Source organism: Jeongeupia sp. HS-3 (assembly GCF_015140455.1).
In the GTDB taxonomy this organism is placed as follows: domain Bacteria; phylum Pseudomonadota; class Gammaproteobacteria; order Burkholderiales; family Chitinibacteraceae; genus Jeongeupia.
The window spans coordinates 86,693-107,085 of record NZ_AP024094.1; the positions used below are offsets into that span (position 1 = coordinate 86,693).

At 63.2% G+C, this 20,393-nt stretch carries 18 protein-coding genes; 5 read left to right on the forward strand and 13 right to left on the reverse strand.

The window, feature by feature from the left end; genetic code table 11:
• Positions 1-39 precede the first annotated feature (39 nt).
• The 8 genes from JLC71_RS00515 to recQ form a co-directional block, all read right to left on the reverse strand.
• Positions 40-498, reverse strand: a complete 459-nt coding sequence (locus tag JLC71_RS00515) for a GNAT family N-acetyltransferase (protein WP_200916742.1) — start codon at positions 496-498, stop codon at positions 40-42.
• Between the two features lie 17 nt (positions 499-515).
• Complete coding sequence (locus JLC71_RS00520) at positions 516-917, reverse strand: VOC family protein (RefSeq protein ID WP_200916743.1); 402 nt, start codon at positions 915-917, stop codon at positions 516-518.
• A gap of 84 nt (positions 918-1,001) precedes the next feature.
• On the reverse strand, positions 1,002-1,481 hold the full coding sequence (locus JLC71_RS00525; RefSeq protein ID WP_200916744.1) for a hypothetical protein: 480 nt from the start codon (positions 1,479-1,481) through the stop codon (positions 1,002-1,004).
• Between the two features lie 154 nt (positions 1,482-1,635).
• Positions 1,636-2,493, reverse strand: a complete 858-nt coding sequence (locus JLC71_RS00530) for an endonuclease (RefSeq protein WP_200916745.1) — start codon at positions 2,491-2,493, stop codon at positions 1,636-1,638.
• A 92-nt stretch (positions 2,494-2,585) separates the two neighbouring features.
• On the reverse strand, positions 2,586-3,548 hold the full coding sequence (locus JLC71_RS00535; RefSeq protein WP_200916746.1) for a GMP reductase: 963 nt from the start codon (positions 3,546-3,548) through the stop codon (positions 2,586-2,588).
• Between the two features lie 295 nt (positions 3,549-3,843).
• Positions 3,844-4,773, reverse strand: coding sequence for a DUF2950 domain-containing protein (locus JLC71_RS00540; RefSeq protein WP_200916747.1), 930 nt, complete (start codon positions 4,771-4,773; stop codon positions 3,844-3,846).
• 15 nt (positions 4,774-4,788) lie between these two features.
• Positions 4,789-5,997, reverse strand: coding sequence for a DUF3300 domain-containing protein (locus JLC71_RS00545; protein WP_200916748.1), 1,209 nt, complete (start codon positions 5,995-5,997; stop codon positions 4,789-4,791).
• A gap of 123 nt (positions 5,998-6,120) precedes the next feature.
• Positions 6,121-7,905: a DNA helicase RecQ gene (recQ, locus tag JLC71_RS00550; protein WP_200916749.1), complete on the reverse strand. Its 1,785-nt coding sequence runs from the start codon at positions 7,903-7,905 to the stop codon at positions 6,121-6,123.
• Between the two features lie 180 nt (positions 7,906-8,085).
• Between recQ and argS the strand changes: the two genes are divergently transcribed.
• Positions 8,086-9,807 carry an arginine--tRNA ligase gene (gene argS / locus JLC71_RS00555; RefSeq protein ID WP_200916750.1) on the forward strand — a complete coding sequence of 574 codons (1,722 nt, stop codon included), beginning with the start codon at positions 8,086-8,088 and terminating at the stop codon, positions 9,805-9,807.
• 63 nt (positions 9,808-9,870) lie between these two features.
• Here argS and JLC71_RS00560 read toward each other — a convergent pair whose 3' ends face one another.
• Entirely contained in the window at positions 9,871-11,133 is a 1,263-nt protein-coding gene (locus tag JLC71_RS00560) for a hypothetical protein (protein WP_200916751.1), read from the reverse strand.
• 141 nt (positions 11,134-11,274) lie between these two features.
• Between JLC71_RS00560 and JLC71_RS00565 the strand changes: the two genes are divergently transcribed.
• Positions 11,275-11,613 carry a GNAT family N-acetyltransferase gene (locus JLC71_RS00565; RefSeq protein ID WP_200916752.1) on the forward strand — a complete coding sequence of 113 codons (339 nt, stop codon included), beginning with the start codon at positions 11,275-11,277 and terminating at the stop codon, positions 11,611-11,613.
• On the opposite strand, the gene JLC71_RS00570 is transcribed toward JLC71_RS00565, so the two are convergent.
• The 3 genes from JLC71_RS00570 to JLC71_RS00580 all read right to left on the reverse strand — a co-directional run bounded on the left by JLC71_RS00570 (position 11,597) and on the right by JLC71_RS00580 (position 15,726).
• The gene (locus JLC71_RS00570) at positions 11,597-11,923 is read right to left on the reverse strand and encodes a heavy metal-binding domain-containing protein (protein ID WP_070530856.1); all 327 of its coding nucleotides are present in this window, start codon (positions 11,921-11,923) and stop codon (positions 11,597-11,599) included. The two genes, JLC71_RS00565 and JLC71_RS00570, sit on opposite strands and share 17 nt — an antisense overlap.
• A gap of 127 nt (positions 11,924-12,050) precedes the next feature.
• Positions 12,051-14,924, reverse strand: a complete 2,874-nt coding sequence (locus JLC71_RS00575) for a peptidoglycan-binding protein (RefSeq protein ID WP_200916753.1) — start codon at positions 14,922-14,924, stop codon at positions 12,051-12,053.
• 16 nt (positions 14,925-14,940) lie between these two features.
• Complete coding sequence (locus JLC71_RS00580) at positions 14,941-15,726, reverse strand: caspase family protein (RefSeq protein ID WP_200916754.1); 786 nt, start codon at positions 15,724-15,726, stop codon at positions 14,941-14,943.
• A 263-nt stretch (positions 15,727-15,989) separates the two neighbouring features.
• On the opposite strand from JLC71_RS00580, the gene chrA reads away from it, so the two are divergent.
• Positions 15,990-17,330: a chromate efflux transporter gene (chrA, locus tag JLC71_RS00585; RefSeq protein ID WP_200916755.1), complete on the forward strand. Its 1,341-nt coding sequence runs from the start codon at positions 15,990-15,992 to the stop codon at positions 17,328-17,330.
• 68 nt (positions 17,331-17,398) lie between these two features.
• Here chrA and prmB read toward each other — a convergent pair whose 3' ends face one another.
• Complete coding sequence (gene prmB / locus JLC71_RS00590; protein ID WP_200916756.1) at positions 17,399-18,307, reverse strand: 50S ribosomal protein L3 N(5)-glutamine methyltransferase; 909 nt, start codon at positions 18,305-18,307, stop codon at positions 17,399-17,401.
• Positions 18,308-18,554: 247 nt separating this feature from the next.
• Here prmB and JLC71_RS00595 point away from each other — a divergent pair, with 247 nt between their 5' ends.
• Complete coding sequence (locus JLC71_RS00595) at positions 18,555-19,937, forward strand: DEAD/DEAH box helicase (RefSeq protein ID WP_200916757.1); 1,383 nt, start codon at positions 18,555-18,557, stop codon at positions 19,935-19,937.
• Entirely contained in the window at positions 19,934-20,377 is a 444-nt protein-coding gene (locus JLC71_RS00600; RefSeq protein ID WP_200916758.1) for a YiiD C-terminal domain-containing protein, read from the forward strand. The genes JLC71_RS00595 and JLC71_RS00600 overlap by 4 nt, the downstream gene beginning before the upstream one ends.
• The last annotated feature ends 16 nt before the right edge of the window (positions 20,378-20,393 follow it).

The window sequence follows — 20,393 nt, forward strand, 5'->3', positions numbered from 1 at the left end:
GCTCATGCTTTCAACGGCTTTGTTGAAAGTCCGAGCGAATCAGCGATCCGGCTGGCGCTCGTACAGCAGATCCGGGCAGCCTTCCTCGTTGTCGGCGCCGTCCGATTCCGCGACGGCCGCAAAGCCGAAGCGCTCGTAAAACCGCCTTGCCCCGTGGTTGGCTTGAAAGGTGTGCAGCCGCACCGGGCCGGTTGCGCCGGCCAGCACCCGGTTCAGTAACGCCGTACCGGTTTGCCGCCCCACCGACGCCGGCCGGACGTACAGCTGGTCGACCCAGAGAATCCCGTCGGTCTCGGCGGTGTTCACAAATCCGCAGATCTCGCCACCGACCTCGGCAACGGTGACGCCGCCGGCCGGCAACAGCAGATGCCGCACCCAGGCACGAACGGCGTCATCCGAATGCGCCAGCGGCGCGTAGGGCAGGAAGGCCTTCCGCGACGCGAGGTAAAGTTCGCCAATGGCGGCCGCGTCGTCCATCGATGCGGGGCGCAGTAGCATGGGGTGCGTTGAGTTGCTCAAAGCTCATCCGACGAGGCAGGGGCATGGCAGACCACTTCGACGTTGTGGCCATCGGGATCGAGGACGAACGCCGCGTAGTAGTGCGGGTGGTAGTGCGGCCGCAGTCCCGGCGCGCCATTGCCCCGGCCGCCAGCGGCGATGGCCGCGTCGTAAAAAGCCTGCACCTGTGCCCGATCCTGCGTGCTGAAAGCGATATGAATAGGCTGTATGTCGGCCGCATTTCCGCCGATCCAGAAGTCCGGCTTGGGTGGCGCGCCGAATCCTGCAAAATCCTTGCCGCCGCTCACGGATTGAGGGACTTCCATCATCAGCACATAGCCGATTGGTGACAGTGCCTTGGAATAGAAGGATTTGCTTTGCTCGAAGTTGCTGACTGTAATGCCGACGTGATCGATCACTTTCAAGCTCCTTGGGAAGCATAAGGTGTGAAGTAACTGGCCGCTGGCGCTGCGCAGCTCTGGGTTGTCCAGTTGGCAGAAGTCTCAGGGCTTGTCAGACAAAATGTCTGCGTTGAGCGCCGGGCCATTGTCGTCAACGGTGATGCGAAGGATTGAATTGTGCCAACCGAGCCCTGAGCATTGCCCGAGTTCATATTCATATGTGGACTTGTAAGAACGATCGGGTTTTCCCAAGAAATGCTCGATTTCGGTTGGTGATTTTCCGTTTAGCTGTTTGCTTTTGAGTAAATCTAGCGCCATGCCGCCACGCACACAACCTGGATCGCGGTTATGAGCATATACGTTTGATACTTTCTGCCATTCTGCAGAATCAAACGCAACTGCTGTTGCTTCGACAGCGTAATGAAATGACCAATATATCCAGAATAAGCGCAGCAAAAAAGCACCAAACAAAATGAATGCCGATATTCGGAGCATTTTTGCCATGGCGCTTGGCCTTAATGAATAAGATGGACTTCCCGTTCCGAGATTGCAGCGAAAGCCGCTGGCAGCGGACGCTGCCATGACGGAACTCCCCCAATCATACCTTACGAGTTGGGAAATAAACTGCCGTTATGCGGTTGGCATTGGGCTCGCCAAGCATGCCTTTGCCGTCCACTGCACCGATGCAACCGGCCGGCGCTGGTCCAACTCCGAGGGGCAACGCGCGGCGTAGCGCTCAGCCTGCGCAGACGGCCGCAGCGGCCTTGGGGTCGGAGACAAAGCGGTTGCCGTTGCCCTGGATGCGGGTGATGCGGCGGTCGCGCTCGGTTTCCCAGCCATCCACGGCATAGGTCTTGGCCCACGCGCACATCAGCTGTTTTTCCTGCCGGCTCATCGTCAGACCGTAGCGCTCGTACATATACAGATAGGTGCGGGCTATGCGGCCGCGCACTTCTTCGCGCGGCTGGGCGCGGCGCTGCTGGAAATCGACGATGGTCTGGCACTGGCCGTACATCGGCGTTGGATTGCGTGTCCACGCGCCGTAGCCGAAGTTGCTGCGATCACCGTTGACCTCGCCAACCGCAGGCACCAGGTTGACGAGATCGCCTTCGGCGGTCTGGAACACCGGATCGTTGCCGGCGCACTGCTTGCGGCCGCCCTGTTGCCAGCACTGGCGCTGGTGGCCCAGATTCCACGCCGGCACGATGTGCTCCCATTCGATCCGCGCGGCGCGCTCGGGGTTCTTGCGTGGCTTGAAACCGCAGGAGGCCCAGTTCACCTTCTTGTCGGTGTAGTCGCAGCCGCAGTAAAACTCTTCGTGCAACTCGCCGGTAAAAATGCGTGGCAGCACCTTCTTGGCGTGGACGAAGTCACGGTGGCCGACCTCGGTGGCACGGCTCACCAGCGGCGCGGCGCCGGTGGCCGAATCGGGTGATTGCGGCAGGTTTTGCAGCAACTGGTCGCCGAGCCGGGCGAGCGCCTTGGTCGCCTCGTGGCGGGCGATTTTTTGCAGTTCGAGCTGGAGATCTCGGGGGGCGTCGTCACCGCAGGCGGTGAGCGCAAGGGAAAGCAGTATGGGGACGATAAAGCGCATCGGCGGCATTCTTGCCGCCGCCGAGCCGCCTGTCTTGTGAATAAGCCATTGCGCGGCGGGGCTACTTTTGCTCCGCCACGTTTGGCCGTGACCTAGCGACTGACCTTCACCATCGGCGTGCCCTTCAGCGCCGCCAGATCCCGGCCGCCAGCGTAGCTGATCGACGACTGCAGATCTTCCTGCAGCTCGATCAAGAGCTTGTCTATGCTGCCCCGATAGGGCACCAGAATCTTCTTGCCCTCGACGTTCATATACGCGCCCTTATTGTGCTCGGATGCGCTGCCGAAGTATTCCTTGTAATGCTGGCCGTCGATCTCGATCAGCCCACCGGCCGACTCGTCGTAACCGGCAAACAGCGAGCCGGCCATGACCATGGTCGCACCACAAGCCAATGCCTTGGCGATATCGCCGTGTTCGTTGACACCGCCATCGGCGATCACCGGCACCTTCACCGCGGCGGCGCAGTCGAGCGTGGTCGACACCATCGGCCGGTGAAAGCCGGTCTTGTTCTTGGTGATGCAGACGCGGCCACCGGCGATGCCGGCCTTGATCGCATCGCAGCCCCAGCTTTCCAGATCACGCGCGGCATCGGCCGTTGCGACGTTGCCGCCGATCAAAAAGGTGCTCGGGAAGAGTTTCTTCACATGCGCGATCATCCGCTCGGCCTTCACGCACCAGGCGTTGGCGATATCGAGCGTCATGTATTCGGGCTTGATACCGGCGGCCCGCAGTTCGGCGAGCTGGCCATAGGTGTCGTCGTTGACGCCGATCGAGATCGATGCAAACAAGCCGTCGTCGTGCATCTGCCGGCAGAAAACCACCGGGTCGATATTGAAGCGATGCATGGTGTAGAACCAGCCACGGCTGGCGAAGTAGCGGCAGGTCGCTTCGTTGATCACGCTCTTCATGTTCGACGCGTACGCCGGCATGGTGAAGCGGCGCGGGCCGAACTGTACCGACGTGTCGCATTCCTTGCGGCTGTCGACGATGGTTTTTTGCGGCACGAGATAGACGTCGCCGTAATTGAGTTCTGGGGTGATGGTGACGATGGACATCGGGTGTATTCCTCTCCGTTGGCATGAACCGGGTTTGCACCGGGCCTGCACGCCGGAACAGTGTTCGAGCGCGCAGTCTGCGTGTTGAAAAAAAACGGGGGCCCCAATAAAAACGGGAGCGGCACGCCGCTCCCGTTTGCAGAAATCCTTGCGCCATCAGCCACTTAGGGGCTGCGCACAACGAATCAAATCTAGGCCGCATCGGCGGCGCTGTCAACCGTGTGCTGCGTGAAAATAGCGGATTGTGACAAAGATCAAGATTGCCGTGATCCGTCGGGGAGGCCCGGCGCAGCGCCTACTGCGGCAAGGGTTTCCAGCTGTCGTCGGGGTCAAAACGCGAGATCCGTTTGACGACGGTGGCCGTTTGCGCGCCAAGGTTCTTTTCGAAAACCTTGCCGTCCTGATTGACGACAAAAGTCATGACGCCGGAAACGCCGTACTTTGCAGGCCAGGCAACGAGCGCAAAGCCGCCGAGCATCTTCCCCTGGGCCACGTAGTCATACGCACCGCCCCTGGCGTTCGGCCCCTGGGCCGCCAGGATGCGGTAGTAGTAGCCGTGGTACGGCGTCTGCGCCTGGTTCCGGGTCTTGCCGTAGCCCTGCAGCGCTGCGTCGGCGTACAGCTCGCCAAGCGGGCTGGCTTCGCCGCTTTCATCGGCCGGCCAGTACAAGCCGTCCCGTTTGCCCGGCGTGCTGACGAAGCGCTGGGCGTAATGCAGCAGGCCGGATCGGTCGGGGTCGCGGCGGTAGTATTCTTGCTGGGCATCGACGTAGGCGAGTATGGCTTGAGTCGCCGCATTTTCGTTCTGGCCGATCCGGCGGTTGATCAGCTCTTCCCGGCCGGCGGCTGCATCGAACTGCCATTGGCCGTCGACCTTGCGAATCGGAATCGGAAACGGCCAGCGATGGTCGCCGATCACCAGCGTCGCGCGGTCGTCGGCAATGCGTTCGACCTCGTGGAGGGCCCGGTATGCGTTTGCGAACTGCTCACGGCCGTGCCTGTCGGCGACCGGATCGCCAGAGTCGATCAGCGGCTCGGCCTTGCTGCCAAGCACCTGCAACATCGTCGCCCGGCTGCCGGACTGGACTGCTTCGTGCAGGGCTTTTGCAGCTGCATCCGGCGTGGCGTACCGGTTTGCCGTGATACCGGGTACCGGTGTCGCAAGCAGTAGCGCAGATGCCACCCACGAAAGGAGTCGCGGTGTCACAACGTGCTTGGCAGGCATGGGGGCGCTCTCCGGTTAGCGGCGGCCGCCGCCGCGGCTGGGGATAGGGCGGCTCATCTGGCCACGGCTCGAGGCGCCACGCAGGCTGTCCTGGCGGGCCATGCTGCCACGATCCATATGCTGAAAGGAGTTGTTGCGCTGACCAGCCTGATCCCGGCGTGTGCCACGGTCGGTCGCCGTTGTGGTGCGATGATCGAATGCGCCTGCACTTGAGCCACGGTCGGAACCGCCTTGCGACGGACTCCGCGTGTCACGGGTGCCGACCTGACGGTCCTGGCCGGCGCCGGGCCGCTCGCGCAGCGATCCCTTGTCCACGTTACCCAACTGGCCGCGTTCCTGATCGGCGCGGCCGCGGAACGCCTCGCGGCTGTCGGCGCCTTGACGGGTGCCGCGATAGCGCTGCTGGGTCGCGTTGTCCCGGTACTGTACGCCCCTGCGGTGGTCGACGTTGTGGTTCCACTGGTTGTTGCTGATATTGGTGCGATTGAAGTTGTTGTAGCGATTGACGTTGATGTTCACGTCGCCACGCCCCCAGTTGCAGCCGCCCCAGAGTGCCGCGCCGACCACGACGCCAGCGGTGAACGAGAAGAAGGCTGCGCCGGCCACGTAGCCGGGCGGGTACCAGTAGTAGGGCGTGTAGGCCGGATACGGCCACGGGCCGTAGACCACGGTCGGGTTGTAGGTGGGCACATAGACGACTTCGGGTTGCGCCGGTTCGATCTTGATCACGGTGGTCGAGCCGCTGCCCGTATCGGTGCTCACCGTCTGTTCCTTCCCGGACTTCAGGTTGCCTTGCGCCTGCGCCTTGGCGCGCAGCCGTTGCGCCGCATCCATCACGCCTTTCTGCTGCGCGAGAAACGCGTCGCCGAGTTTCTGCGTCCAGTCGAGCTTGTCGTTCATCATCTGCAGTACTTGCGGGAACGCGGTGAGCGACTTGACACTGGCGTCCCAGCCTTGCTTCTGCAGTGCGTCTTCGAGCGCCTTGTCCTTGAGGTTCGGGTTGGCTTGCCGCCAGCGCTGCGCCTCGACGATCTCGAGCGGATACGTCGATGCCATCAGCACCTGCGCGAGCAGCGAATCGGGGTAGAGCGCGATCGGTGCGACGAGCTGTTCGAGTTCTTCCTGCTTGAACGGTGCCGGGCCGGCCTCGCCATCGGCGGCGACGGCTTGGCCGAAAACGAGCAGCAGGATCGTGCACAGGATGGCGTGCATCATTGCGTTCATCGTTCCTCCTTCGAGGCGGATGAAGCCGGGGGGATGCAACCACCTTAGTTGCTCGTTGCGGCGCCGGCAAAGCGGATGCGGCAACGGGGCGACGGCTGACCGTGCACCCGGCGCTGCGCGGGATCAGTTCGCGGCGATCACCGCGAGGAAATCGTCGCCGTATTTCTCCAGCTTGCGATCGCCGACGCCGGTGACGCGGCCGAGTTCGTAATGGTCGGCCGGGCGCAGCCGGACCATTTCCTTCAGCGTTGCGTCGCCGAAGATCACGTAGGCCGGCACGTTCTGATCGTCGGCCAGTGCCTTGCGCTTGCGGCGCAGTGCCTGCCACAGCGTGTCGTCCGCCGGGCTGTCGAAGCCGGCGTCGCGGCTCTTGGCGGTGAATTTCTCGCTGCGCGCGCGCAGGAACACGTCGACCTCGCCCTTGAGGATCGGCCGTGCCGCATCGGACAGCGCCAGCCCGCCACGGCTCTCGGCGGCCAGTTGCAAGGCGCCACGCGCGACAAGTTGGCGGAACACCGCGCGCCAGGTTGCTTCGGGTGTCTCCTTGCCGATGCCGTAGGTCGACACGGTCTGATGGCAGTGCTCGCGGACCTTGGCGTTGTCCTTGCCGAGCAGCACGTCGACCAGATGGCCGACGCCGAAGCGGTTGCCGGTGCGGAATACGCACGACAGCGCCTTGCGCGCCGCGTCGGACACATCGACGAGCTTGGGCGGGTTCAGGCAGTTGTCGCAATTGCCGCAGGGCTGCATTGCCTCGCCGAAATAGCCGAGCAGCGTCTGCCGGCGGCAGTCGGTCGCCTCGACGAAACCGAGCATCGCGTCGAGCTTGCGGCGCTCGACCATCTTTTGCTCATCGGGCGCGTTCGAGCCTTCGATCATCTGCGTCAGCAGCATCAGGTCGTTCAGCCCATAGGTGAGCCACGCGTTCGCCGGCAGGCCGTCGCGGCCGGCGCGGCCGGTTTCCTGATAGTAGTTCTCGATGCTTTTGGGCAGATCCAGATGCGCGACGAAGCGCACGTCGGGTTTGTCGATGCCCATGCCGAAGGCGATGGTCGCCACCATCACCACACCGTCGTCGCGCAGGAAAATCTTCTGGTGATTGGCACGGGTCGAGGCATCTAGCCCGGCGTGATAGGGGTAGGCGCGGATCTGTTTTTCGCGCAGCCACGCGGCGGTGTCTTCGACCTTTTTGCGCGACAGGCAATAGACGATGCCCGATTCGCCTTCGTGCTCGCGGCGGATGAACGACAGCAACTGATCGCGGCCGTTCTGTTTCTCGACGATGGTGTAGCGCAGGTTGGGGCGATCGAAACTGGAAACGAACTTGCGCGCATCGATCAGCCGCAGCCGTTCGGCGATTTCCTCGCGCGTGGCGTGGTCGGCGGTGGCGGTCAGCGCGATGCGCGGCACGCCGGGGAAATCGTCGGCCAGGATCGACAGCTGCAGGTATTCGGGGCGGAAATCGTGACCCCATTGCGAGACGCAATGCGCCTCGTCGATTGCAAACAGCGAGACCTTGCCGCTCTTGATCAGCCCCTGAAAACGCGGCGTCATCAGTCGCTCGGGCGCCACGTACAAGAGCTTGAGCGTGCCCGAGAGAAAATCGCGCTCGATTTCGCGCGCGGTATCCAGATCGACGGTCGAATTGAGGAAGGCCGCGGCGACGCCGAGTTCCTTCAGCGTATCGACCTGATCCTGCATCAGCGCGATCAGCGGCGACACCACCACGGCGCAACCGTCGCGCAGCAGCGCCGGCACCTGGTAGCACAGCGATTTGCCGCCGCCGGTGGGCATCAGCACCAGCGCATCGCCGCCGTTGGCGACATGTTCGACGATCTCGCCTTGCTGGCCGCGGAAGGCGTGGTAGCCAAAAACGTGTTCGAGGACGGAAAGCGGGGTGGCGGACATCGGGGAGCTTGAATCGCGGGAAGGGCGCCATTGTACGCCGGCCCGAGCGCGCATACGCGCCGAGGCACCGCCGTCTGGCCTGTCAGCTATTCACGCCGGATGCCGCAGGCGGCGAAGCGGGCTCGGGTTCTCAGGTAAAATGCGCTATTCGACGAAATCGCACTTACCAGGAAGCTCCCGATGACCCTTCACGAACTGATCTCGACCCGTGTGGCCACAGCGCTGGCCGCTGTCGGCGTGCCCGATGCGCCGCCCGCGGTTGCACCGGCATCGCGACCCGAGTTCGGCGACTATCAGGCCAATGGCGTGATGGGCGCGGCCAAGAAGCTGAAACAGAATCCGCGCGAACTGGCCGCTAAGGTCATAGCTGCACTCGATCTCGCCGGCATCGCCAGCAAGATCGATATCGCCGGCCCGGGCTTTATCAATATCACCCTGGCCGATGAATTCCTCGCCGCGCAGGTCGCCCGCCAGCAGGCCAATGTGCGCCTGGGCGCAGGCGCCGCTGCGGCGCAAAAAGTGGTGATCGACTACTCGTCGCCTAACCTCGCCAAGGAAATGCACGTCGGCCATTTGCGTTCGACCATCATCGGCGATGCGCTGGCCCGCGTACTCAATTTCCAGGGCCACGACGTGGTGCGACAGAACCATGTCGGCGACTGGGGCACCCAGTTCGGCATGCTGACGGCGTTTCTGGTTGAGCGTGAAGAAGGCGGTGCCGACGATGCGTTGGCGCTCGACGATCTGGAAGGTTTCTACCGTGCCGCCAAGGTACGTTTTGACGCCGACGAAGCCTTCGCCACGCGTGCCCGCGATTACGTCGTGAAGCTGCAAGGCGGCGACGTGCGCGTGCGCGCGCTGTGGGAGCGCTTCCTCGATGTATCGCTGACGCATTGCGAGGCCGTGTACGCCAAGCTCGGCGTGCAACTGACGCGCGATGACGTGATGGGCGAATCGGCCTACAACGACGACCTCGCCCCGGTGGTTGCCGACCTCAAGGCGCAAGGTCTGGTGACCGAATCCGAGGGCGCGCAGGTCGTGTTCCTCGACGAATTCAAGAACAAGGACGGCGAGCCGCAGGCCTATATCGTGCAGAAGCAGGACGGCGGCTATCTGTATTCGACCTCCGATCTGGCCGCGGTGCGCTATCGCGCCGGCAAGCTCAAGGCCGACCGCGCGCTGTACGTGGTCGATGCGCGCCAGGCGCTGCACTTCCAGCAGATGTTCACCGTAGCCCGCAAGGCCGGCTACGCGCCAGCCTCGCTCTCGCTCGAACACGTGGCCTTCGGCACGATGATGGGCGACGACGGCAAGCCGTTCAAAACCCGTTCCGGCGGCGTGGTGAAGCTGGCCGAGCTGCTGGCCGAGGCCGAACAGCGCGCGTTCGATCTCGTCAGCAGCAAGAACCCGGATCTGGATGAAGCCACCCGCCGCCATGTGGCGCATGTGGTCGGCATCGGCGCGGTCAAGTACGCCGATCTCTCCAAGCACCGCACCAGCGATTACATCTTCGACTGGAACACGATGCTCAGCTTCGAGGGCAATACGGCGCCGTATCTGCAATACGCCTACACCCGCGTCGCCAGCATCTTCCGTCAGGCCGGCGAATTCGACGCGCACGCACCGATTGCGATCACCGAGCAGGCCGAGCACCAACTGGCGCTGCAGCTGGCGCAATTCCCCGAGCTGCTGCAACAGGTTGCGGCCGACACCTGCCCGCACTTCCTCTGCGCCTATCTGTATCAGCTGGCGACCAGGTTCAGCCGCTTCTACGAAGCTTGCCCGGTGCTCAAGTCCGAAGGCGAGATCCGCGCCAGCCGCTTGGCGCTGTGCGCTGCAACGGGCAAGACGCTGTCGACCGGTCTGGGCTTGTTGGGCATCGACGTGCTTGAGGCGATGTAAGCGGGTGTTTTGATAAAAAAAAGCCAAGTATTTTTTGGCTTTTTTTTATGCGGAGATGGACGATTATTTTTCTGCGGTCTTTATGAGTAATTCCGGTTGCTCGCTGATGAAGGCAGACACATCTGGAATGTCTTTCATGTCTGCAATCCATCCAGTTCTCAGTGACATCGAGCCATCTGGGTTGACCTTGCTGTCGAAGGTCGATATTCCTAATGTGCGTTCGTATGCCAAGACTTTTTTTCCTGTGCTTAAATTAATTGCGGTTGCCTTTCCTCCTCCTTCCATTGCGACCAAAACTGGGCCTTTGTTGGTTTTTTGCCAGTCGGCCAACCAATAATAATGAGTCATGTTTTTGCCAGTTTTTGAGTATAGCGATTCAAAGCTGAACATTTGGTCGCAAACGTTTATCCCTAATTTCTTCTGGTAGCACTGACTGTAAGTGTGAATGTTCTTTCCGTTGGAGGAAATGTTTAGCGGGTATATATTTCTAGTGTCGAGATTGAATAGCGCGTAATCGCTTTTTTCGTTGATTCCGAAAATGGCACCAAGATTTTTTACGGAGTCAAGCAGGCCGCTTGCTGAATCTTTTTTTTCTGAGGCGCTGGCGACCTCAAGCAGCACATAGCCGGTTGCGCCAACATTGCCATGTTGCAATGGTGCCAGCGCATAGCCTTCTGGCAGCGCCGATGTCTTTGTTCCTTGTCCCGGGGTATACCGAACAACGGCGGACTCGCGTCCAAGCAATACCCCGCGTGGCATTGGGCTGAAAATTTCGCCGGATAGTTTTTTACCGGATGTAGTAACTATACTCCAAATACCATTTTCTCTTGTCCCTGAAGCAATTTCAATTGCTTCGTCGCTGCTGCCTGCCTTTATATATTTTGCTGATTGTTTGTTTTTGCTCTGCTCTACAAGGTAAGTGATGTCGCCATTAATAACATCAAATGCATAGGATTTTATTTTTCCTTCTGCATCGACGTAAGGTGTGCCATTGACAATAAAGCCGTCTTTTCGTTCTTCTATTTTAAGGGGGGCTGATGCGCCGGACATTTTTTTTATGGCATCCGATAATGCAGCTTCTGAAATAAGGGGGTGCGTGTTTTTTTCTTGAATATCAGATGAGGTGGCGACGGGCTTCATCAATTTTCCCATGCTTTTTTGTACCATGGCATTTACTTGCTCATCGGTTAAGTCAATGCCTCTCTCTTTATATCCTGCTCTGATGGCATTTGCCATTTCATCTTGCAATGTCAAGGCGAGAGTTGGTCCCGCGCTGACACTCAGTGAGTACGCCAACAGGATTTGTATTGAACTGAATTTAAACATGATTGACCAACTTATTGACAAAGAGTCAATTTTATTTGTAAGCAAATGGAAAGTAAATAATCAGAGAGCAGATGAGTCGTATCCTGTTGGAAAAGTACACATTAAGTGCACTGCATTGCTCGGGGGCTGAGCGGGTCGGCGGTGACGTTCTGGACCGCGTGGGACGGCGATGCGCTGCTCGGTTGTGGCGCGCTGAAATCGCTGGGCGCGGATCACGGCGAGATCAAGTCGATGCGCACCGCGCGGGCGCATCTGCGCAAGGGCGTGCCCCAAGCGGTTCTGACCGTACTGCTGAACGAGGCAGAGCGCCGTGGCTATGCGCGGATCAATCTGGAAACCGGTTCGTCGCCGGCCTTCCTGCCCGCGCATGCGCTGTATGCCCGCAACGGTTTTGCCCGCTGCGGGCCGTTCGGCGATTACCTGCCGAATGCGTTCAGCGTGTTCATGAGTAAGGCGCTGCCGGTCAGGCCGGCGTGGTGACGACGGCGGTACCGCTGGCCGAGACCATCAGCATGCCGTTGTTCTGGCCGAGCACCTCGTAGTCGAGGTCGATGCCGATCACCGCGTTGGCGCCGAGCGCGGCGGCGCGTTCCTGCAGCTCCTGCAGCGCGATGTCGCGGGCCTTCTGCAGCTCCTTTTCATACGTCGCCGAGCGGCCGCCGACAAGGTCGCGGATGCCGGCGAACAGGTCCTTGAACACATTGGCACCGAGGATGGCCTCGCCGGTGACGATGCCGCAGTAACGGCTGATCTTGTGGCCTTCGAGCGTGGCGGTGGTGGTGACGATCATGAGGGGCTCCTGACGGGATCACGGGCGGAGCCGGTTTCCGCCCAAGGCGCTTGGTCCATCGCGTGACCCGATGGTTCCGGCCGTCTCAGCATAGGCCACCGCCCTAGCCCTGCTCGGCCCGTGGCGCTCAGTAGCCACGCAGGTCGTCGACCGGCAGCGCCAGCGGCGTACCGGTGATCCGCTGCAAGGTCTGACCGATCACGTCGATATTGTTGTCGAAGCTGCCATGCGTGGTGCCGGTGGTGACCGGTTTGCCGCCCGGGTTGAGCGCGATGTTGACGGTCGGATCGCGGTAGACATGCAGCCGCTTGGTGCCGCCCGAGTCGCTCCAGGCGCGGTGCCAGTCGTTGACGACATCGAAGCTGCCCGACGAGCCGTCCCAGTCGCGCTCGGCCGAGCCGTTTGCCGCGAAGACCTTCTCCAGCCCGAGGATCGGCGTGCGCTTGTCGGGTTCGAGCGCGTTGCTGATCAGGTAGAGCAGCGATTTGCGGTAGAGCTGCGCGACGGTGTCGTCGCGTTCGTTGCCGTCGCTGAGGATGTGCAGCTGCATCCGCTTCATCAGTTCTTCGTGCGGCGTGTAATGGCGGTTGGCGAACGCCACCGTGCAAGCCGGCGCGTACAGGTGGATCGATGCGAGCCGCTGCTCGAGGTCGAGCTGCGCAAACCGGCCGAGCAGGTGGCCGAGCAGGATGGCGCCGGCCGAATGGCCGATCAGGTGGATTTCCAGCTTCTCGCCCCAGGTCTGCGCCAGCTCCTGCAGCGCCAGCCCCAAGAGGTCGCCGCCGCGGCCGCGCTCGACCGAGAACGCGGCGTTTTCCTTCATCTCGCTCCAGATCGGCCGGCCGACCGGGCGGCCGATCGCCGTTTCGACCATCGCGTCGTGCTGGTCGGCGAACCAGTCCTTGATGCTGCGCGCGGCGCCGGCCGGCCCCGGGCGTATCCGGTCGACATGGTCTTCGAAGATCTGTGCTAGCGACTCGAACAGCCCGGTTTTCCAGACCAGGAACAGCGGGTAGCAGCCGTTACCGGTGAAAAATCGGCCCATTGCCCGGGCCCGCGCGAGCGCGACCTCCTCGCTGTTGAGTCCGCCGTGCGCGTACAGCACCAGCTTCTTGGTGTCGCCCGGCTGGCTGCGAAACCAGCGGTCGGGCAGCGTGCACACTTGGTTGAGCAGGGTGCGCTGGATTTCGTCCTCGGCGATGAAGCGGGCGATCCGGCCGTCGTTGCCGCAGATGATGCTGTGCAGGGCGGTCGTCTCGTCATCCCAGTTCGCCTGCGTCGCGCCGGCGAGGCCGCCGTCGGCATGCGGCTTCGGCACGCGCTGCCCCGAGAGGTTGCCCGGTACGCCGGTGGCGGCGACCCAGGCGTCCATCGCGTTGGCCAGCCAGTCGCCGTAGCCCAGTACGGCGAAGCCGCCGGCGCCCCAGTGCTGGCCCCACGAGTTCTGCACGATGAAGCCGGTCCGGTTGAAGCCGACCAGTGCAAAGGCGTGACCGTTCGCTAGCGACGGCCGTCCGTCGAACGCAATCACCGGCAGGTCGGCGTGTTTCTTCGGCATCTTGCCCACCGGCAGCTGCTGCCAGCCGTCGTGCGTGTACGCCGAGACATAGATTGCGCCGACCTCGAGGATCGCCGCCTGCAGGTCGACCAGCGCCTTGGTATCGATCCGGTAGTAGACGCCGAGAGTGGTTTCCAGCGCAGCGTCGATCCAGCCCGGATTCGGCGACGTGTCCTCGCCGTCGCCGTAGCGCCAGTCGTGCTCGAGACAGACACCGTGGCGGTGCCAGCCCTTGAGCGCGCCGCGGCAGCTCGATCCCTCGTAGTCCTCGCCGTCGTATTCGTCGTAGCGGCGTGCGAAGTAGTAGAGCATGCGCGGGCTGACCGAATCGATCGGTTTGGCGCCGTTGCCGCGCCAGCGCAGATAGTTGATCACGCAGGCGAGGCCGAAGCCGGTGCATGCGCCTTCCTGTCCCTGGTTCAGCACTAGCCCGGCCTTGGCGTACGCCGGCAGCAGCGCGGCGACGTCGGCATCGTCCGGATACTGTGGCGGCAGCGCCTGCACGCGCGGCTGGTACGGCCGGTCGCGCAGGTCGACGCCGTCGCGGACGACGTCGAGCCTGGGTAGCGTGAATGTCGCGGCGCGCTTGGCCGCCGCCCCACGGCTTGCCCTGACCGGCGCGAGCGCCCGCATGCCGCGCCGGTACGCATCGCTGAAGCGGTCGAGTCCGTGGCTGCCGCCGTTGACGAGCCTGCGCGCCGCCTTCAGGTCGTCGGCCGCGAGCGCGTCGCGCAGCTTGTCGAGCTTGGCGGCGAGGAAGGCCGCGAGCAGGCTGGCGGCGACCTCGGGCGCGTTGGCCAGATCGGGCTGGCCGACGAGGTCGATGCCGAGCTGCTGGCCGAAGCGGGTGTAGTTGTCGCGCCCGGTCAGTTGCACATAGCCGCGGCCCTTGAAGCGCGCGCCGTCGCCGGATACCGTGTTGCCCAGCCTCTTGCCGGGCCCTGTGCCCGGATCGTAGGCGCTGAATGGCGGCCTGCCGGGTTCCGTGTTGAACTTCGACACGCCCTCGCTGATCGGCAGGAAGCCCTCGGTCTCGGCGCGGATCGTCGCCAGCGCCATGCAGACCAGCTCGCGGTCGGTCAGGCCAGCGGCGCACAATGCCGCCATCACGTAGGGCAGGTTGCGCTCGATGTTCGAGGCCTTGGTCGCCGGAAACATCTGCCGCACCGTCGCAACATTGACCTGCGCCGCGGGTTGCTTGAGCTGCAGCAGCCCGAGTTCGCCGAGCACGCGCGGGCCGGCGATGCCGTCGGCGGCGAAGCCGGCTGCACCCTGCCATTGGCGCAGCGCCGCGCCGGTGTCGGTGTCGAAACCGTCGCCACTATTCAGGCCCGGGAACAGTGCCGGGTCGATACCGAGCGTTGCCAGCCGATCCAGCAGCGCCCGTTTCAGCGCGGCGACGTCGGCCCCGTCGTGGCCGTTGAGCAAGAGCGTCCGTGTCATGATGATGCCCTCCGTCTCAGCCCAGAACCGGCCACTGTTTCTGCGAGCGCGTGCCACCGAGCTGCGGCGTCTGCGGGTAGTTCTGGCTCGGCAGCGATTGCCTGATCGCCCTGAACCAGTCGCCGTAGCGCGCCGGGGCGGCCTTCAGCGCCTGCAGCGCGACATAGGTGAACGCGCCGTTGGGCCGGCCGCCGAACTGCGCGTCGTAGCTGTACTCGATGTCGCGACAGCCCGCCATCAGCAACGCGCCGAACGGCCGCGCCGGTTTGGCTGGCGCCGCTGTACGGCTTTTCGCCACCGCCAGCGCCGATGCGTCGAGGAAGGTCTCCGGCGCGAGAAAGCGGGCCTTGCCGCGGCCGCCATCGCCGAGCGGTGGCGCCAGCTTGGCGACGGTGCCCGAATGGCAGGAATCGGCGATCAAGACGATCTTCACGCCGCGTTCACGCTCGCCGAACAGGTCGTAAAGTTCGTCGTCGCTGAGTACCTGACCCTGGCTGATATCGTGTGGGCAGAGTACCTCGTCGCGGCTGTCGGGTTCGTCGCCGTTTTGATCGGGCACCCACGAGCCGTGGCCGGAATAGGTGATGACGAGCACGTCGCCGCCGCGCGCAGCGCTGATGTGCCGGCGGATCGCGTCGACCATGGCCTGTTTTCTGGCGTCGGCATCGAGCAGCAAGGTCGCCGCAAAACCGCGCCGCTGCAATTCGGCGGCCCAGTCGTTGGCATCGTTGATGCAGCCCGAGAGGTCGCTATCGACGCCGGGATAGTCGTTGATGCCGATGCAAAGTGCGGACTTGTTCATGATGTGCTCCGTGTTGTTTGGCAATGCTTGGGAGCGGGTGTGTTGAATGATCGAAACCGCGGCTGCGTGTAGCCCCGTCTCGTCAGGGGTCGTCCAGGGGATAGCTTGAACATAGCAAGCGTGCCCGCCGCTTCAGCCCAAAGCGGACAGGTGGGCGTGGTGCCCGCCGTTTATCGCTGCCGGTTATTTCTTGGGCATGGAAAAGCCTTTCCCGGCAGAACACGTATTCCGTAGGATTGCGCGCAAAAAAACAGGAGGCATACATGGAGAGGCAACAACAGGCGGAGCGCGCCGCGCCGGCCGCGCCATCATTTGGCGTGGCATTGATCTGGTGGTTCAAGCTCGGCTGTATCAGCTTTGGCGGCCCGGCCGGGCAGATTGCGGTGATGCATCGCGAGCTGGTCGAAATGCGGCGGTGGATTTCCGAGAAGCGCTTTTTGCACGCGCTCAATTACTGCATGGTGCTGCCGGGGCCGGAGGCGCAGCAGTTGGCGACCTACATCGGCTGGTTGCTGCACGGCGCGCGCGGCGGCATCGCGGCCGGGGCGCTATTCGTGTTGCCGTCGCTGGCGCTGCTGATCGGGCTGTCGTGGGGCTATATGGCCTTTGGCGCGGTGCCGGCGGTGGCGGCCTTGCTGTGGGGAATCAAGCCGGCGGTGGTCGCGGTGGTCGCGTTCGCGGCGTGGCGGATCGGCAAGCGGGTATTGCGCAATGGCGCGCTGTGGGCCTTGGCGATTGCGGCGCTGCTGGCGATCGCCGTGCTGCGCTTGCCGTTCCCGGCGATCATTCTTGCCGCGGCCTTGCTGGGTGCCCTGGGCGGGCACTGGCGTCCGAGCTGGTTCCGCAGCGGCGGCGGCCATGCGGCCAAGGCCGGCGAGCACTGGCCGGCGCTGATCGACGACGATACCCCGCCGCCGGCGTGGGCGCGGTTCTCGTGGCGACGTCTGGCCGGCATCGCCGCGATCGGGCTGGCGCTGTGGGCGCTGGTCATCGGCATCGTCGTGGCCGTGTATGGCTTTGATCGGGTGTTCACGCCGATGGCGCTGTTTTTCAGCAAGGCGGCATTACTGACCTTTGGAGGTGCTTATGCGGTGCTGCCCTATGTGTATCAGGCGGCGGTCGAGCACTACCAGTGGCTGAGCGCGCCGCAGATGATCGACGGCCTGGCGCTGGGTGAATCGACGCCGGGGCCGCTGATCATGGTGACGGCCTTCGTCGGCTTTGTCGGTGCTTGGCAGCACGCCGGGATCGATCCTTTCCTCGCCGGCGTGATCGGCGCCTGCGTGGCGACGTGGTTCACCTTTCTGCCGTCGTTCGTGTTCATCCTCGCCGGCGGGCCGCTGATCGAATCGACGCACGACAACCTCAGGCTCACGGCGCCGCTGACGGCGATCAGCGCGGCGGTCGTCGGCGTGATCGCCAATCTGGCGCTGTTCTTCGCCTGGCACGTGTTCTGGCCTGCTGGTGTGTGGTCGGCTCCCGACTGGCCTGCGGTGGTGTTGGCGCTGCTGGCGGCGGCGGCGCTGTTCAGTCAGCGCTTGGGGATGATGCCGGTGCTGGGGCTGTGCGCGCTGGCGGGGCTGGTCCGCTATGCGCTGAGCTGAGGGGCTGAATAAGAAAACGCCATCGCGGTGAGCGATGGCGTTTTCTTATTGCCGGGTAAAGCCGCCGATTACAGCCCGGCTTCGACCAGCATTTCCCGCGTCAGCAGGAACACGAAGCCATCGCCGCTGGCGGTATCGAGCCAGACAAACGGCAGTTGCGGGTAGAGCGTTTCCAGTACGTCGCGGTTGTGGCCGATCTCGACCACCAGTACGCCGCGCGGGTTGAGGAAGGCGCTGGCCTGATCGATGATCTTGCGGGTGATGTCGAGGCCATCCTCGCCGCTGCCGAGCGCCATGGCTGGCTCGTGGCGGTATTCGTTCGGCAGCTCGTCCATCGACGGCGCGTCGACGTAGGGCGGGTTGGAAATGATCAGGTCGTAGACTTCGCCGGTGACCGGTTCGAACAGATCGCCGTCGAGCAGGTCGATGCGTTCGCCAAGGTGATAGTCGGTGATGTTGAGCTCGGCGACGTCGAGCGCATCCGGGCTCAGGTCGACGGCGTCGATCGCCGCGTCGGGGAAGGTATCGGCCAGCACGATCGCCAGGCAGCCCGAGCCGGTGCACAGGTCGAGTGCGCGGTGGACCAGCTCCGGGTGTTCGATCCACGGCTCCAGCGCTTCGTTGAACAGCAGCTCGGCGATGAACGAGCGCGGCACGATGGTGCGCTCGTCGACGTAGAACTTGTAATCGCCGAGCCAGGCTTCCTTGGTCAGGTAGGCGGTTGGCACGTGTTCTTCGGCGCGCTTGCGGATCACTTCAATCACGCGGTCGACTTCGGACGGCAGCAGCCTTGCTTCGAGGAAGGGATCCAGCTTGTCGATCGGCAGCTTCAGCGTCGCCAGCAACAGATAGGCGGCTTCGTCGAAAGCGTTGTCGGTGCCGTGGCCGTAAGAGAGCTCGGCATCGTTGAAGCGGCTCACGGCAAAACGCAGGCAGTCTCGCACCGTGGAGAGGTGTTGGCGGGCGGCTTCGTACATGGGGGCGAGACTCCTGTTGCTGAAAATACCGGCAGTGTAGAGCGGTAGAAGCAAATCGGCGAGCGGCCTGTGGCGCAAGTTGCTGTCATTTTCCTTTCAATGTTGTGGCGATTGCCGCCGCATGGCACCCCAAGAGCGCAGAATGTGCCAATTGGGGATGCGGCGCGCATGGCTTGGGTGTACATTTCTGCCTTTCTTTCAAGCTGTTGGCGCATTTTGCCCGCAGCAACCGCAGGGCAGACCGCTAATGAGTTTTTCGACCCTGGGCTTGGCCCGGGAAGTACAGCAGGCCGTCGAGGCCATGGGTTACGAAACCCCGACGCCGATCCAGTCCAAAGCCATTCCGCTGGTGCTCGCCGGCCGTGACTTGCTCGGTGCCGCGCAGACCGGTACCGGCAAAACCGCCGCGTTCACCTTGCCTATCCTGACGCTGCTGGCGCCCTACGCCAGCAATAGCGTGTCGCCGGCCAAGCATCCGGTGCGTGCACTGATCCTGACGCCGACGCGCGAACTCGCCGATCAGGTCGGCGAGAACGTCAAAACCTATTCGCAGTTCATGCCGCTGCGCAGCCATATCGTGTTTGGCGGTGTCGACATCAAGGCACAGATTCCGGCGCTGCGTGCCGGGGTTGAAGTGCTGATCGCCACGCCGGGCCGCCTGCTCGATCACGTGCAGCAGAAATCGGTGAATTTGTCGCAGGTCGAGATTCTGGTGCTCGACGAAGCCGACCGCATGCTCGACATGGGCTTCATTCTCGACATCAAGAAGATCATCTCGATGTTGCCCAAGCGCAAGCAGACCTTGCTGTTCTCGGCGACGTTCTCGGCCGAAATCAAGAAACTCTCGGCCGAGTTCCTCAACAATCCGGAACTCGTCGAAGTGGCGCGCCAGAACGCGACCAACGACAACGTCGAGCAGGTCATGCACCCGTGCGAGACGCATCGCAAGCCGGCACTGCTGGCGAACCTGATCCGCACCCACAAGATGGGCCAGGTCATCGTCTTCAACCGCACCAAGCAGGGCGCCGATTCGGTGGCGCGCGAGCTCAAGCGCGGCGGTTTCGATTGCGAAGCGATCCACGGCGACCGCGATCAGCGCTCGCGACTGGAAACGCTGCAACGCTTCAAGGATGGCACGCTGCAGATTCTGGTCGCCACCGACGTCGCCGCGCGCGGGCTGGATATTTCCGAGCTGCCGTATGTGGTCAACTTCGAGCTGCCGAACAACCCCGAGGATTACGTCCATCGCATCGGTCGTACCGGTCGCGCCGGCGCGACCGGGGTGGCGATCTCGCTGGTTGATCCGGGCGAGGACAAGGCCTACGCGCTGATCCAGAAGCTGATCAAGAAAGAACTGCCGCTGACGCCGGTGCCGGGCTATTCGCCGGGCACGACGCCGATCCAGGTTCAGGCCGAACGGCCGAATCGGGGCGAGCGCCGTCATCCGGAAGCCCGCCGTGACAGCGTTGAAGCCCGCGCCGCCGCGCCGGCACCCGCTGCGGCGCCCGTGCGTCATCGTGGCGACGTCGAAGTCGCCCTGCCGACCAAGCCCTTGCCGACGCTGCCCAAGCGCGGGCAACAGATCGCGGCGTTGTTCCTGCCGCCCAAGCACCCGGTCTCGCATAAGTGAGCGATTTCGCCGATCGCTGGACCCAGCGGCTGCACAGCGGTTTTCCGCTGCTCGCGGCGATGGATGTCCGGCTGGTCGGCGATGCAAGGGCGTGGCAGTTGCACGCGCCGTTCGATCCCAACCGCAACGATCACGGCACCGCCTTCGGTGGCAGCCTGTCGACCCTGGCGACGATCGCCGGCTGGCTTTACGTCAGCGTGCTTGCCGGTGACGCGTTCGACGTGGTGATCCAGTCGGGCAACGCGCATTTCGTCCAGCCGCTGCAGACCGGGCTGGTTTCGCAGGTCACCGCGGTGAGCGATGACGAACTGGTGCGCTTCCGCCAGACCCTGGCGCGACGCGGCCGGGCCCGGCTGACGGTGCATGCGTCGGTTGGCGACGGGACGAGCGAGGCGATGCGCTTCACCGGCCAGTATGTCGCGGTGAGATTGCCGGGATGAGGTCGAAAAAAAAGCC